16 protein-coding genes are annotated in these 14,128 nt (G+C 59.2%); 13 read left to right on the forward strand and 3 right to left on the reverse strand.

Going from position 1 to position 14,128, the window contains the following annotated elements; all coding sequences use genetic code 11:
- Positions 1 to 354: 354 nt before the first annotated feature.
- Together DXT96_RS16685 and DXT96_RS16690 are read right to left on the reverse strand one after the other, a co-directional pair.
- Positions 355 to 567 (reverse strand): hypothetical protein, encoded by a 213-nt coding sequence (locus DXT96_RS16685; protein WP_194287659.1) that lies wholly within the window; start codon positions 565 to 567, stop codon positions 355 to 357.
- Positions 568 to 694: 127 nt separating this feature from the next.
- Complete coding sequence (locus tag DXT96_RS16690) at positions 695 to 1,414, reverse strand: GntR family transcriptional regulator (protein WP_174374760.1); 720 nt, start codon at positions 1,412 to 1,414, stop codon at positions 695 to 697.
- A gap of 198 nt (positions 1,415 to 1,612) precedes the next feature.
- Here DXT96_RS16690 and DXT96_RS16695 point away from each other — a divergent pair, with 198 nt between their 5' ends.
- The 10 genes from DXT96_RS16695 to DXT96_RS16740 all read left to right on the forward strand — a co-directional run bounded on the left by DXT96_RS16695 (position 1,613) and on the right by DXT96_RS16740 (position 10,937).
- Positions 1,613 to 2,446: an ABC transporter substrate-binding protein gene (locus DXT96_RS16695; RefSeq protein ID WP_153515616.1), complete on the forward strand. Its 834-nt coding sequence runs from the start codon at positions 1,613 to 1,615 to the stop codon at positions 2,444 to 2,446.
- Between the two features lie 67 nt (positions 2,447 to 2,513).
- Complete coding sequence (locus tag DXT96_RS16700) at positions 2,514 to 3,296, forward strand: amino acid ABC transporter ATP-binding protein (RefSeq protein ID WP_153515617.1); 783 nt, start codon at positions 2,514 to 2,516, stop codon at positions 3,294 to 3,296.
- Between the two features lie 9 nt (positions 3,297 to 3,305).
- The gene (locus tag DXT96_RS16705) at positions 3,306 to 3,968 is read left to right on the forward strand and encodes an amino acid ABC transporter permease (protein ID WP_046802148.1); all 663 of its coding nucleotides are present in this window, start codon (positions 3,306 to 3,308) and stop codon (positions 3,966 to 3,968) included.
- A gap of 9 nt (positions 3,969 to 3,977) precedes the next feature.
- Positions 3,978 to 4,643, forward strand: coding sequence for an amino acid ABC transporter permease (locus DXT96_RS16710; RefSeq protein WP_153515618.1), 666 nt, complete (start codon positions 3,978 to 3,980; stop codon positions 4,641 to 4,643).
- 25 nt (positions 4,644 to 4,668) lie between these two features.
- The gene (dapA, locus tag DXT96_RS16715; protein ID WP_153515619.1) at positions 4,669 to 5,547 is read left to right on the forward strand and encodes a 4-hydroxy-tetrahydrodipicolinate synthase; all 879 of its coding nucleotides are present in this window, start codon (positions 4,669 to 4,671) and stop codon (positions 5,545 to 5,547) included.
- 57 nt (positions 5,548 to 5,604) lie between these two features.
- Positions 5,605 to 6,843 carry an NAD(P)/FAD-dependent oxidoreductase gene (locus DXT96_RS16720; protein ID WP_371418900.1) on the forward strand — a complete coding sequence of 413 codons (1,239 nt, stop codon included), beginning with the start codon at positions 5,605 to 5,607 and terminating at the stop codon, positions 6,841 to 6,843.
- A 35-nt stretch (positions 6,844 to 6,878) separates the two neighbouring features.
- Positions 6,879 to 8,354: an aldehyde dehydrogenase family protein gene (locus tag DXT96_RS16725; RefSeq protein WP_153515621.1), complete on the forward strand. Its 1,476-nt coding sequence runs from the start codon at positions 6,879 to 6,881 to the stop codon at positions 8,352 to 8,354.
- An 11-nt stretch (positions 8,355 to 8,365) separates the two neighbouring features.
- Positions 8,366 to 9,400: a proline racemase family protein gene (locus DXT96_RS16730; protein ID WP_153515622.1), complete on the forward strand. Its 1,035-nt coding sequence runs from the start codon at positions 8,366 to 8,368 to the stop codon at positions 9,398 to 9,400.
- An 8-nt stretch (positions 9,401 to 9,408) separates the two neighbouring features.
- Positions 9,409 to 10,167, forward strand: coding sequence for an SDR family NAD(P)-dependent oxidoreductase (locus DXT96_RS16735; protein WP_153515623.1), 759 nt, complete (start codon positions 9,409 to 9,411; stop codon positions 10,165 to 10,167).
- A gap of 14 nt (positions 10,168 to 10,181) precedes the next feature.
- Positions 10,182 to 10,937 carry an SDR family NAD(P)-dependent oxidoreductase gene (locus DXT96_RS16740; RefSeq protein WP_153515624.1) on the forward strand — a complete coding sequence of 252 codons (756 nt, stop codon included), beginning with the start codon at positions 10,182 to 10,184 and terminating at the stop codon, positions 10,935 to 10,937.
- 284 nt (positions 10,938 to 11,221) lie between these two features.
- Here DXT96_RS16740 and DXT96_RS16745 read toward each other — a convergent pair whose 3' ends face one another.
- Positions 11,222 to 11,608 carry a GFA family protein gene (locus DXT96_RS16745; RefSeq protein ID WP_371418913.1) on the reverse strand — a complete coding sequence of 129 codons (387 nt, stop codon included), beginning with the start codon at positions 11,606 to 11,608 and terminating at the stop codon, positions 11,222 to 11,224.
- Between DXT96_RS16745 and DXT96_RS27080 the strand changes: the two genes are divergently transcribed.
- The 3 genes from DXT96_RS27080 (at position 11,518) to DXT96_RS16760 (ending at position 14,091) form a co-directional block, all read left to right on the forward strand.
- Positions 11,518 to 11,757: a hypothetical protein gene (locus tag DXT96_RS27080; protein ID WP_153515625.1), complete on the forward strand. Its 240-nt coding sequence runs from the start codon at positions 11,518 to 11,520 to the stop codon at positions 11,755 to 11,757. The genes DXT96_RS16745 and DXT96_RS27080 overlap by 91 nt on opposite strands.
- Before the next feature lie 307 nt (positions 11,758 to 12,064).
- Positions 12,065 to 13,462 carry a cache domain-containing protein gene (locus DXT96_RS16755; protein ID WP_153515626.1) on the forward strand — a complete coding sequence of 466 codons (1,398 nt, stop codon included), beginning with the start codon at positions 12,065 to 12,067 and terminating at the stop codon, positions 13,460 to 13,462.
- Positions 13,459 to 14,091 carry a response regulator transcription factor gene (locus tag DXT96_RS16760; RefSeq protein WP_046802201.1) on the forward strand — a complete coding sequence of 211 codons (633 nt, stop codon included), beginning with the start codon at positions 13,459 to 13,461 and terminating at the stop codon, positions 14,089 to 14,091. The genes DXT96_RS16755 and DXT96_RS16760 overlap by 4 nt, the downstream gene beginning before the upstream one ends.
- Positions 14,092 to 14,128: the final 37 nt, after the last annotated feature.

Raw genomic sequence — 14,128 nt, forward strand, 5'->3', positions numbered from 1 at the left:
GGGTGGAGCAGCCCGGTAGCTCGTCAGGCTCATAACCTGAAGGCCGCAGGTTCAAATCCTGCCCCCGCAACCAAATCATTCAAAAAACCGGGAAATATAAGCCGCCTAAAGGGCGGGTTTTTGTTGGTAAACGATTCGGGATTTAACCCTTCGTCAGCGGCCCGCTAACAGGCAAAAGTCGACCCAGCCACGCCAACCATGCCCATCATAGGTCCCCCGACGGCAATAGCGTAGTCAGGCGTGAAGCAGCGTCTCGCACCCTGAAAATGTTTGCCTCGGGACAATCGATCGGAATATGGGAAGCGCCGAACCCGAAGGTGAGGGTTATTCCGTCATGATGATGCGGCAAGCCGTTCAGCCGGAAGTGCCCTCTTCATATCTGTCACGCTGATGCAGGGATTGATCGCGCAGGAGTCCGCTGCCACTCGCGCCGAATTGGCGCATAATCCTAGCATTGCCCTTGCTCTCATAGTGCACGCTTTGTTTCTGCTGCGTGTCGATCTCGCCAGCCTCCAGCTTCTCGATGAAATCCGCATGCACCTCGGCAACGAAACGGCGTTCCATCAAGTCGAGAACGTCCATCTGCGCGAGGATGGAAGCGATCAGGCCATGTCCTGCAGAGTTGCCGGCTGGTGCCCGGGGCCATCGCTTCTGAAATTGTCCCGACGAAGCCCATGCTGTTGATGCTCAGGATCTACTCCGCAGCTCGCAATGGACCGAGCGTGACATCCGTTGTGTAGTTCTCGCGCATGAAGTTGATGAAATTGTCCTGGAACTGCCGCGTGTGAGCGTGGGCCAGCTCGTCAGCCAGATCGATATTCCGATCGCGGACGGCCTCGAACATCTTGGTATGCTCGTCAGTCAGGAGATAGCCTTCGTGGGTTCTCTCAAGATACTCGAAATGCAGATGAAGCATACGCTGTCCCTGCGAGAGAAGCTTCTCATAGAAGGACGCGAGATATTGGTTCTTGCCGGCGTAGGCGATCGCCATATGGAATTCTTTGTTGGCCTCCGACATGGCGAGGTGGTTTCCGGTCTTGACCGCGGCGGCGAACGCCTTGTCGCGCTTGGCGATAACCTTGAGGTCGGCGTCCGTTCGTAGCGCCGCCGCCAGCCGCGTGTTCATCCGCTGGGCGATATCGAGCGCCTCCACGTACTTTGGAAACGTCGCGACTTCGATCGGGGCGACGATCGTGCTGCGGTTCGAAAGTGTTACGACCAGCTCGTCCGAGCCGAGACGGATGAGAGCTTCGCGCACCGGAGCGCGGGACATGTTGAAGCGCTCTGCGAGCGTCGTCTCGTCTAGGAGCTGGCCCGGAGAAAGTGCGAGCGAGAGAATCTCATTTCTCAGGCTCTCATATACGCTTCGCGAGCCGGTTCCGCGCGCCCGCTTCGTTTCAGTCTCGTCAGACACTTAGGTCCCTTTCTTTCACAAATGTAGCATTGGGCCAGAAAACCCCGCTGCTCGCAATGTAATTTTTTCGCTTGACTTTGTCGACACGCTGTTGACATTTTATAGTCAGTCGACACCAAGACGACAGATAAGAGCAAAAGAACGGCTCAAGCCGACGAGTGGAACAACGCGCTTCGCGCACAGCAAAGAGGAATGCCGATGCTTTCGAAGATGATAACGTCCGCCTTGCGGGCGATGCCCGCGCTCGCCCTGGTGGCAGGTATGTCCGCCACCTCTGCCCACGCCCAGACCGCCGAAGGGTACTGGCAGGGCGTCCAGAAGGCCGGCGTTCTGAAATGCGGTGCGGCCGTCGCCCCGCCTTACATCATGCGTGATCCCGCGACTGGCGAATACTCGGGCTTTTACGCCGATCTTTGCCGTGAATTCGCCGACGCCCTCAAGGTCAAGCCTGAGTTCGTCGATACGACCTGGGACAACATAGTAGCGGGCCTGCAGGCGAGTAAGTGGGACGTCTCCCTGGCGCTCAACCGCACTCCGGCGCGCGCCATGGCCGTCCAGTTCTCGATCCCGGCGATGGAGTACCAGATCTCTCTCGTCTACAACAAGAACAACCCGAAGATCCCGCAGGGCGCAACGTCGGTCGCTGACGTTGACAAGGCTGGCGTCACGATCGCCGTCATGTCGGGTACCGCGCAGGACAAGGCCATTTCGGCCGCGGTCAAGACCGCCACGATCATGCGCCTGCCGGGCAACGACGAGACGCGCCTGGCGCTGACGTCCAAGCGCGCAGACATCCTGGTTGATGCCTCCGACACCAATTTGCTTCTGACGCAGGCGAATCCAGACTGGGCGGTCGCACTCAGCCCGACGCCGGCGCTCGCCAAGCAGGGCGTTTCGTTCGGCCTGCCGCACAACATGTCTACGGCCGATGTCGAAGTGGTCAACATCTTCCTTGAAGAGAAGGTCGCAACGGGTCACGTCGACGATCTGATCAAGAAGGCGGTCGATCAGGTCCTCAAGGGCTCGAACTAACATCGCCAACAGCGCTGACGCCTATTGGTCGGCGCTGTCCCGCACTCGATGTAAACCGAGATCGGCCATGACCATGTCTTTCAATTTACCTCTCGTTAAAATGCAGGCCTTGCACAAGAGCTACGGCGACGGTGCGATTCAGGTGCTCAGGGGCGTCGACATCGAAATGAAGCCCGGCGACCGCGTCGTCGTCATAGGCCCGAGCGGCGGCGGCAAGAGCACGCTTCTCCGCGTCATGATGGGCCTCGAACAGATTGACAGCGGTTCGATCAGTTTCGACGGCAAGCCTTACATCTCTTCGAAGGGGCCAGCCAAGAAGACCCTCATCGACACCAACGTTCGTCGTTCGATCGGCATGGTGTTTCAGCACTATACGCTGTTCCCACATCTTAGTGTCATCCAGAACTTGATGCTCGCACCACGCAAGGTCCGGGGCGAACCGAAAGCGTCGGCGCAGGCCCGTGCGCAGGCTCTCCTTGAGCGGTTCGGCCTAGGCGCGAAAGCCAAGGCCTACCCGGCCCAGCTATCGGGCGGCCAGAAGCAGCGAGTCGCCATCGCGCGCGCCCTGATGCTCGATCCCAAGCTGATGTTGTTCGACGAGGTGACTTCCGCGCTCGACCCGGAACTTGTCAGCGAAGTCGAGCAGGTGATCATGCAGCTCGCCTCGCAGAACATGCCGATGATGATCGTCACGCATGACATGTGGTTCGCAAAGAACATCGCGTCCCGCGTCATCTTCTGTGCCGGCGGCGTCGTGGTCGAAGACGGTCCGCCCGAACAGGTGCTCGGTTCTCCGAAGGAGGAGCGCACCAAGGAATTCATCGACCGCGTTTTCCACATCAAGCAATAGGAGGTGGCGATGAACTACACGTTCGACTTTAACTCCATTTCCTTTGCGCCGCTTTTGCGGGGGCTGGTGGTATCGCTCGAGCTGACGGTCGCTGCGAACATCATAGGCGTTATCGCCGGCTTCGGCCTCGCCCTGCTGCTGATGAGCCCGTACCGGCTCCTTCGCATGCCGTTCATGCTCTTCGTCGAGTTCTTCCGGTGTACGCCTGCCATCGTCCAGATCGTGTGGATCTTTTACTGCGTGCCAATGCTGTTCGACGTCTTCCTCGATCCAATCACGATGGGGGTGATGGCGCTCGGCCTCAACCTCACAGCCTTCAACGCCGAGGCTTACCGCGCGTCGATTCAGGCGGTTCCCAGGGAGCAGCTCGACGCCGGGATCGCGCTGGGGCTCAATCCTTGGCAACGCGTTCTCTACATCGTGTTTCCGACCGCGTTCCGCGCCTCGGTTCCGGTGCTTTTAACAAACGGCATCGTCATCTTCCAGCAGAGCGCGCTCGTCGCCATCGTTGCAATCGCCGACCTTATGTATGAGGCGAAATCGCTTGCCACCGAAACATATCGTCCGATCGAAACATTCACCGTCGTGGCCCTCATCTATTTCGCCGTGTCGTTCCCCGTCACCCAGATCGTCGGGTTTCTGGAACGCCGCCGTCAAATGCTCGCAAGCTAGGAGGTTCATATGTCGCTTGATTTCTCCGTCCTCGCAAGGTTCGACCATGCGCTCCTTCTCGGGCTCATGACGACGTTGGAGCTCACGGCGGTCTGTATTTTGTTGGGATGCATGCTTGGCTTCCTTGTCGGCCTGGCGCGAACATCGCGCAGCACCTTTCTTCGCCTTATTTCCGGAACCTACGTCGAGTTCTTCCGCGGCACGCCCGTGCTCATCCAGCTTTTCTGGATCTTCTTCTGCCTTCCTCTGATCCTGGGCGTCGAACTCTCCAATTTCGCCTCCGGCGTCATCGCCCTGACGCTCTACATGGGAGCGATCACTAGCGAGACGTTTCGCGCCAGCCTCAAATCGATCGGGTCTGAGCAGAGGGATGCATGCGTCGCCCTCGGCCTGCCGTCGTGGGTGCAGGTGACCAGCGTCATTCTTCCCCAAGCCGTCCTGCGCGCGATCCCGACGCTTCTGTCGAACTGCGTCAGCCTCTTCAAGGAGAGCGCACTAGTCTCGGCGGTCGGCATGGCAGACCTGATGTTCGTCAGTCAAAACATTTCCAACAACACGGCCAGGCCTGTCGAAGTGCTCACCGTGGTCGCTCTCATCTACTTCGTCATCGCTTTCCCGGTCACACGAGCAGTCACGCTCGTCGAGGGACGTATCCTCAAGAAACTCGCAATCTAGCGGCCCGTTACAGGAGAACAATTCCATGAAACTTTCCGGCGTCATGCCCGCGCTCATCACCCCGTTCGACGCGAACGGCAAGGTCGATTTTAAGGCCTACGAAAAGCACCTGACTGCGCTGCGTGCCGCCGGTGTCACGGGCTGGGTTCCGATGGGCTCGACTGGCGAGTATTCCGCCCTTTCCAACGACGAGCGCCTTGAAGTGCTCAAGTTCGTGAAGGACTTTGCGAATGACGGCGAGATCCTCATCGCGGGCACTAACGCGCCAGCCACCCGAGAGGTCATAGAGAACACGTTGACGGCCAAGGAAATCGGTTACGACACGGTGCTGCTCGCAACGCCGTTCTACACCCGTCCGACGCAGGACGAACTCCTCTCACACTTCAAGACGGTGCTGAAGGAAACCGACGTCAATCTCGTTCTCTACAGCTACCCCTACAAGGACGGCGTTGAGATTGGCTTCGACATCCTGGACGCGCTCGCCGACGATCGGCGCGTGCTGGGGATCAAGGAAAGCTCGGGATCCCTCCAGCGCGCCATCGACATCCATTCGCGTTACAGTGGCCGCATCGACCTCGTATCCGGTTCGGATGACATCGCTCTCGACTTCATGTTCTGGGGCGCCGACTCCTGGATCTGCGGACCCGCCAACTGCATGGCGAAGGCCTGCGTTGACCTCGACCAAACCTTCCGCTCGGGCGACCTGAAGGCCGCGCGGGAGAAGATGATCGTCCTCTATCGCGCGATGAACATCCTCGAAAGCGGGAAGTTCGTGCAGAAGGTGAAGTACGGCTGCGAGCTGCAGGGGCTTCCGGTAGGTATCACCCGCGCTCCGCTCGGAGAGCTGACCGCCGAAGAGAAGGCCGAATTCAAGGCTGCGATGCAGCCGATCCTGAATTGGTAAAAGATGCGGCCGGCCGGGACAGACCTCCGGCCGTCTTCCCCAGATCGAGGAGCTGAAGTGTCTCAAACCATCGTCGTCGGCGCCGGGATCATCGGCACAGCAATCGCATACCAATTACAGCGTCGTGGCGAGACAGTGGTGCTCCTTGATCGCAACGAGCCGGGGACGGGCGCGTCCTATGGCAACATGGCGAGCATTGCCGTGACTGAATTCATGCCTGCGTCCCGTCCGGGAATCTGGGTGCAGATGCCGGGATGGATGCTCGATCCCGAAGGCCCGGTTCGTATTCGACCCTCCTACATGCCAAAGCTTATCCCCTGGTTCCTGCGCTTTCTATCAGCCAGCCGACCTTCAAAGCTTCGCGAGCTGGAGTCGGCGGGCGCTGTCCTGTGCCGTCGCGTCTACGAAGACCTGGATGCGCTACTCGACGAGACCGGCCTCCGGCACATGATTTCCGCCGAGGGTTGCCTCAGCGTCTACACCGACGAGGCCGAGTTCAGAGCCGACCACGAACATATCGAAATTCTCGACCGGTTTGGCTTTCGATATGAAGTCCTTGGCAGCAACGCCATTCGCGACCTCGAACCTGCGATCACCACGAAGATTGGCAAGGCGGTGCTCTTCCCGGACAACCGGTCCATAACCAATCCCTATGAGCTCGTCGTAGCGCTTGCGGACCAGTTCAAGACGCTGGGCGGTTCCGTTCAGACCGGCGAGGTCGTGGGTTTTGAACATGAAGGCGGTGGCGTCAGCGCCGTGGGCTTGAAAGACGGACGAAGGATTGAAGCGGGTAGGGTGGTTCTCGCCGCAGGGGCATTCACTGGGCGACTGTCGGCCATGCTCGGCGAGCCGATCCCCCTCGAGACCGAGCGCGGCTACCATACGCAAATCCAGGCGCCCGGCGTCTCCATGCGTCACTCTCTCATCTGGCCGGCTCGTGCCTTCATGGTCACGCCGACCGCAGGAGGCATCCGTGTTGGCGGCACGGTCGAGATGGCGGGGCTGGACGCCGCCCCTGACTACCGTCGGGCTAAGGTGCTGGTGAAGCGGGCAAGGGAAGCGCTTCCCGAGCTGCAGGTGGAGGGCGCCACGGAATGGATGGGCCATCGGCCGGCTATGCCCGACACGGTGCCGGTGATGGGCCGGTCCGCAAAGAGAACGAATGTCTGGTACGCAACGGGTCACGGACATCTTGGCCTGACTTACGGGGCCACCACAGCCCGTCTGATGACGGATCTCATTACGGGCGCTGCGCCGCCCGTTGACATGAAACCCTATCGCGTCGACCGGTTCTAAACCGGCTGCGACCAACGAAGGCAAGGGAACTGACAATGCGAACCGAACTCTATATCGATGGTAAGTGGGCGAAGCCGGTCAAGGGTGGCTCTTCCACCGTGACGAACCCGGCGACCGAGGAAGTCATTCAAACGATTGCTTCCGCCACGGCCGAAGACGTCGACATCGCGGTGAAAGCTGCTCGCCGGGCGTTCGACAAGGACGGTTGGCCTAAGCTCACGGGAGCGCAGCGCGCCAAGTATCTGCGCGCGATCGCGGACGGTATCCGCGCCCGGCAGTCGGAGATCGCCAAACTTGAAGTCCTCGACAATGGAAAGCCGTTTCCCGAAGCGGACTGGGATATTGCGGACGCGGCCGGTTGCTTCGACTTCTACGCGGACCTCGCCGAGCAGCTCGACAACAATCCGGAAGAAATCATCGCGTTGCCGGACGATCGCTTTACATCCAAGGCGGTCAAGGAACCGGTCGGCGTGGCCGGCGCGATCATCCCCTGGAACTTCCCACTTCTGATGGCCGCCTGGAAGGTGGCTCCGGCCCTAGCGGCAGGATGCACGATCGTCCTGAAGCCTGCAGAACTCACCTCGCTTACGGCGCTTGAGCTTGCGGCGGTCGCAGATGAGGCGGGGCTTCCTCCGGGCGTCCTGAACGTCTTGACCGGCACCGGCTCGGTCGCCGGGCAGGCCATCATTGATCACAAGGGCGTCGACAAGCTGGCCTTTACGGGCTCTGGCCCGGTGGGCTCGAAGATCATGGCCGCCGCTGCGCGCGACATCAAGCGCATCAGCCTCGAACTCGGTGGCAAGTCGCCATTCGTGGTGTTCGAGGACGCGGATATCGACGACGCGGTCGAGTGGGTCATGTTCGGCATCTTCTGGAACCAAGGACAAGTCTGCTCCGGCACGTCGCGCGTTCTGGTCCAGGATACCATCTACGATCGTTTCATGGCCCGATTGGTCGAGGAGACGAAGAAGATCAAGATCGGTAACGGCCTCGACGAGGGCGTGCTCCTTGGACCGCTCGTATCAAAGAAGCAATATGAGAACGTCGTCGCCGCGATCGAGGGCGCGCGAAAGGCGGGAGCTACCGTCGCCAGCGGCGGCGAACGTCCGGAAGGCTTTGACAAGGGCTACTACCTGCAGCCAACGATCCTCACCGACGTGCCGCTGGATAGCGACGCCTGGATCGAGGAGATTTTCGGACCGGTCGTCTGCGTCAAGCCGTTCAAGACCGAGGACGAGGCGATCGAGCTTTCGAATGATTCCCGTTTCGGTCTCGGAGCGGCCGTGATGTCGAAGGACGACGCTCGCGCCGAGCGCGTCGCAGCCGCCTTCCGCGCCGGCATTGTCTGGATCAACTGCTCGCAGCCGACATTCACGGAAGCGCCATGGGGCGGCTACAAGGAATCGGGTATCGGCCGAGAACTCGGACACTGGGGTCTCGAAAACTACCTCGAGACCAAGCAGATCACCAAGTACGTGACCAACAAACCCTGGGGCTGGTACATCAAGTGAGGCCAGTGAGCATGGAATTCGGAAAGCACTTCGACCTTATTCTGGTTCATTGCCAGGGAGAACTTGGCCACGTCCTCGTCGGCGGCGCTCCGGAAATCCCCGGAGCGACCATGCTGGACAAGATGAACCATATCAATAACGTGGACGATAGTCTTCGCAGGTTCGTTACGTTCGAACCGCGTGCCAACGTCGCCATGTCGGTGAACCTGCTGGTCGCCCCGACACGGCCGGACGCCGACGCCGGCTTCATCGTGCTTCAGGCTGATCGCGCTCATCCCATGTCTGGCAGCAATTGCATCTGCGTCGTAACTGCCCTTCTCGAGAGCGGCCGCATTCCTATGGTCGAACCTGAGACGACCGTCAGGCTGGACACACCCGCGGGCTTGATCGTGGCCCTGGCCCGCTGTGAGAACGGTCGTTGCGTCGGTGTCAGCCTCAACAACGTGCCGAGCTTTGCAGAGCTGCTGGACCATGAGATCGACACCCCAGCGTGGGGACGCATTAAGGTCGATATTGCGTTCGGCGGCGTCTACTACGCCTTGGTGGACGTTGGGCAAGTCGACCTCACGATCGCGCCCGACAACGCCCGAAAGCTCGCGGAGGCAGGGATCGAACTCAAGTGGCTTCTTGCTGAGCAGGTAAGCGTGTCGCATCCGACGCTCCCTGGCGTCGACGAGATCGCCTACGTCATGTTCCGTGACAACGAACCGGACGGTGCCGTACGCACTTGCACCACACTCCAGCCGGGACGCGTCGACCGCTCTCCGTGTGGCACTGGAAGCTCGGCGAATCTCGCAACGCTTCACGCGCGGGGTCTCGTCACCGTAGGCGATGCGCGGACGTCCAGATCGATTATCGGCGGTGAGTTCATTGCCGAGGCGATCGGAGAGACCGAGATTGGCGGTCGCAAGGCCGTGCTTCCAAGTATCACAGGGCGTGGCTATGTGTACGGTCGAACCGAATTGCGAGTGGAAAGTGATGACCCGTTCATGACGGGTTTTGCATTGTCGGACACTTGGGGATCGCAGGTCGGCCTCCTGAAATGAGGTGAGAGATGACTAAGGCACTCGAAGGGCAGAACGTACTCGTGACCGGCGCCTCGGGCGGCATCGGCATGGCTGTCGTCAAGCAACTAGCTGCTGAAGGCGCTCGGCCGATCATCCACTACGGGCGAGACATCACGAGTGCCGAGCGATTGCTTTCCGACATCGGCGAAGTTGGCTGGATCGTGCAGGGTGACCTTTCATCTGACGAAGGCCCCTTCGAACTGTGGGAGAGATCCCTGGCGGTGGCGGGAAGGATCCATGCGCTCGTGAATAATGCAGGGGTCCGTACCGAAATCTCCATTGAGGCTTCCGCTTCGGACTGGAAGGCCGCCTGGCAACACGAGTTCCAGATCAACTTTTTCGCCGCCGCGGATCTCTCCAAGGAAGCTATCCGGCACTTCAAGGCGAACGGCGGTGGGCGCATCGTCAACATGGCGAGCCGGGCAGGCCAGCGCGGCTATGCGGCAGACGCGATGCCGTATGGATCGACGAAAGCTGCCCTCGTCAATCTGACAAAGTCGATCGCCCGCAGCTTCGGCCCCGATGGTGTGACTGCGATCGCGATCGCGCCTGGATGGGTACGCACCGACATGGCGGAAGAGTTTATCGCGGCGCATGGAAAAGCGGCGGCGGTATCGGACATTCCAATCGGCGAGATGGCCGAACCGGGCGAAGTCGCCGAACTCGTTGCATTCATTCTACGGCCGGGACAGGCGTCGCTTAACGGCGCGACACTCGACGTCAACGGCGGAAGCTATATCAGATAACTTGGAGAGATTCCATGAAACGGTTTGAGAACAAGGTTGCGATCGTGACGGGTGCGGGCGGCGGCATCGGCTCTGCGATCGCGCGTCGCCTGGCGTTGGAAGGTTCGTTGGTCGTGGTCACCGACGTAAACGAAGAGGCGGCTCGGGAAGTTGTGAAGGGCATCGAGGCGGAAGGCGGCGCGGCACTCGTGATCGCTGCCGACATCTCGAAGAAGGATCCGTGCTTCGATCTAGTCCAGAAGGCATTCGCTCTCAAAGAACGGATTGACATCCTTGTCAACAATGCAGGCATCAATCGGCGCGGAAACTTGCTGTCACTGTCCGACGAGGACTGGGACATCAGCTTTACTGTAAACCTCGACTCGATGTTCCATCTCTGCCGGGCTGCGCTACCGCATATGATCGCCGGGGGTGGCGGGGCGATCATCAACACCGCTTCGCAGTGGGGACTCTATCCGGCCCCGAACCACATCGCCTACAACACGACCAAAGCCGCCGTCGCCGCGTTCACGCAGAACCTTGCGCGCGACTACGCACCGGACAAAATCCGCGTAAACGCCGTCTGCCCGGGTGAAATCCATACGCCGATGCTCGAAGCCGGCGTCAAACGCTCGGGGCGGACGATGGCCGACCTCGACAAGATGGTTCCGTTCGGCCGGATCGGCAAGCCTGAAGAGGTTGCTGCGCTTGTCGCCTTCCTTGCCTCCGATGAGGCGGCGTTCATGTGCGGTTCGCTTGTCGAAATCACCGGCGCACAGGCCGTGGCCTGAACTGCCTCGGTGGCGACAAGGTGGCTTACGGCGGCCACGACTGCTACGATCAGGCCGCTGGAAATGGCTGGGCGGGAGCTGTTGTTGGTTTCGGGACTGAAATCCGACAGCAGCCGTCTGAGGTTCCATAGTAGCGGTTATGGCGCAGCCGATAAACTCGCAACGAATTCGGCTGTTTCCAGTGGCTTAGTACGCGATGGGCAAGGATCGGAGGTTCAGATCCCTTCAATAGCCATTGTGTGTAACCTCCTGAAAGCTCGTGCTGAAGCCTTCGGCCTTCATCTCTATCCAGAATCTCGAAAAGATAGAGAAACCCATGTATGGCGGGTCGCTTCATACACGCTCTGAGTTGGTTCCATAGCATCTGGGTCTTCAAAACAGCCCAAGGCGATGGCGACGAGGTTAGGCCGAAATTCCGGTATCCAGTAGACGGTTGATCCGCAAGTGGGGCAAAAACGGAACTCTAGGCGCTTTCCGCTATCTCCAGGTCGTATATAGGTTTGGTGTTTCCCCGACGCCCTGATTTGATCGGCAGTATAAAACACTGCGACACCGAACGCTGAACCGGTACGATGCTGGCATGCACGACAGTGACAAACGGATATCTTATGGGGTTCGCCGTTTGTCACCACTGTTAGCTGATGACATGAACAATGGGCTAGGCGCACAATGTTGCTCCCAATTCCAAATTTTTTTGATCCTGAATATGCGCGATGACGACGATATCGGAGCGGTCAGCTTTGAGCAAATTGACATTCGCAAGGTCGTACCGATCATGATCATCCTTGCGGTATCCTACACTATTCCGTTGCCGGTGTAGTCGCCAGCTTTATTGCCGCATCGAGCCGCCCACCGCAGGCGCGGTCCTGCGATATCACATAAGCGACCAGATAGGGCGCATAACACGGACGAGGGTGGGAACCTTTCAGTCCCCCCCGGCGAGGGCGAATTGTTCTATCTCAGCGGTTGGGTGACACTATTCGGAGGGCGTCACACTGTTCCTCGCGGCACAGATTTCCCGAACCTCTTTCTATCTCGCCTTAGGATCACGTTCTGACACGCTCGACTTGCCGTATGAAGTATTGTTAGCTGAGGGTAAGTGAGAGCGAATGTGTCGGAGGGGCCGCATGAGACTCAGGAACCAGATTCTCGCATTGGCCATCGGGCCTCTCGTTCTTGCGATTATCGTTATCACAGCGCTGATTACGTGGCAGTCCATGACGCTGGCGCGCACGAGCATCGATGCGTTCGAACGAAACATGCTCGCTGCAAAGGAGGCTGAACTCCTTAACCTCACCAATTTGGCCCTTTCGGCGATCCGTTCGGTCTATGACAGGGCGGGAACTGATGACGAGGCTGCGAAGGAGGAGGTCAAGCGAATTCTGACTGACCTCGATTATGGTACGGACGGCTATTTCTTTGTCTATGATTATGACGGCGTGAACGTCGTTCATCCGCGACAAAGCTTTCGTCCAGGGAGTAATTGGCTGGATCTTTACGATCCCGACGGCAACCGCGTCATCTATGACCTGATAGTCAAGGCGAAAGGAGGAGGCGGTCTCGTCCAGTATAAGTGGGAGAAGCCCTCGACCGGGAAGATGGCTGATAAGCTTTCTTTTGCAGCCGGCCTCAACAAATGGCACTGGATGATCGGTACAGGGGTTTATCTGGATGATGTTTTTGCCGCGACAGCGGCGGCGAAGGAGGAAATGCGTCGTTCCATTACATGGAATTTCCTGATTGTTGCACTGTTTGCGGTCCCTGCCGTGTTGCTGGTGTTCGCCACCTGCATGCTGCTCAATCTGCGTCAGCAGAGGCTGGCAGACGGACGGCTCAAGGAACTGATGCAGAGGGTTATCGATACCCAGGAAGAGGAGCGCCTGCGCATTGCTAGAGAATTGCATGACGGCATTTCTCAAAATCTCGTCGGAGTGCGCTTTGCGATTGATCTCGCGCGGCGCAAGGTGGCGCCTGACAATGTCGGAGCCGCCGAGGCGATCGGCAAGGGCGCCGTCGCATTAAATGAGGCGATCAAGGAGGTACGTCGTATTTCCCACGATCTTCGACCGCGTGTCCTCGACGATCTGGGGCTGACGGCAGCTCTGGAATCCCTCATCTCGAGTTTTTCCGAACGTACGGGAATAGCGGCGATGCTTGAATCCGTAGCCTTCAAGCATATGCTTGTCCCGGAGGCACGGGTTGCGCTTTACCGTGTCGCACAGGAGGCGCTGACCAACATCGAGCGCCATGCCGGCGCGACACAGGTCGCCATCCGGTTTTCCAGTCGCGATGAACGGGTACAGATGGATGTCAGCGACAATGGCCGCGGCTTTCCGACCGTTCGGACAGAGAACGGGATGCCGGCAAGCAAGGGGCTCGGTTTGAGAAACATGCAGGAACGCATGACGCATTTCGGGGGCAGGCTGGATGTCGAAAGCTCCGCAAGGGGAACCGTTCTGCGGGCGGTGCTGCCCATCACCGCTATGAAGGATCGCAATAGCGGCTTACAGGAGGCCGCCGAGTGACCGTTCATCCGATCCGTGTGCTGCTGATCGACAACCATCCTCTGGTTCTGGATGGGTTGAGGGCCGTCCTCGAGACTTACGAGCATCTCGCAGTCGTTGGAACCGCATTGTCCGCCATGGCCGGTATCGACGCGGCTGTCGCCACGCGGCCCGATGTGGTGCTGATGGATATCAACATGCCGCAGATCAATGGCATCGATGCCCTGGAACTGTTCAAGGAAAAGCAGCTTTCCGCCCGGGTGCTGATGCTGTCGATGCATGACAGCCGTGAATATATATCGACATCGGTCATGTATGGTGCGGCCGGTTACATTCTGAAGGACGTGGCGACCGAAGAAATAGTCGCCGCAATCGAAACCGTGGCTGCCGGCGGCACCTATTTTTCCTCTGGCGTTCGCGATGTGCTGATGGAGGGGTCTTCCGGCAGGCTGAAGGCGCTGACGACACGCGAGCAGGAGGTTCTGCTGCTGATCGCGCGCGGAAAGAGTAATCGCGACGCTGCCCTGGCGCTCGACATCGCCGAGCGCACGATGGAAACCCATCGCAAGAATATCAAGAGGAAACTGGATATAGCGACGACTGCCGGTCTCATTCGCTATGCGATAGATAACGGGCTTATCAAAGAATAGCCGCCAGAGGCTCGAGGCCCCGGAATGTCGCCATCCA

It is taken from the genome of Agrobacterium sp. ICMP 6402, assembly GCF_009498615.1.
GTDB lineage: Bacteria > Pseudomonadota > Alphaproteobacteria > Rhizobiales > Rhizobiaceae > Agrobacterium > Agrobacterium burrii.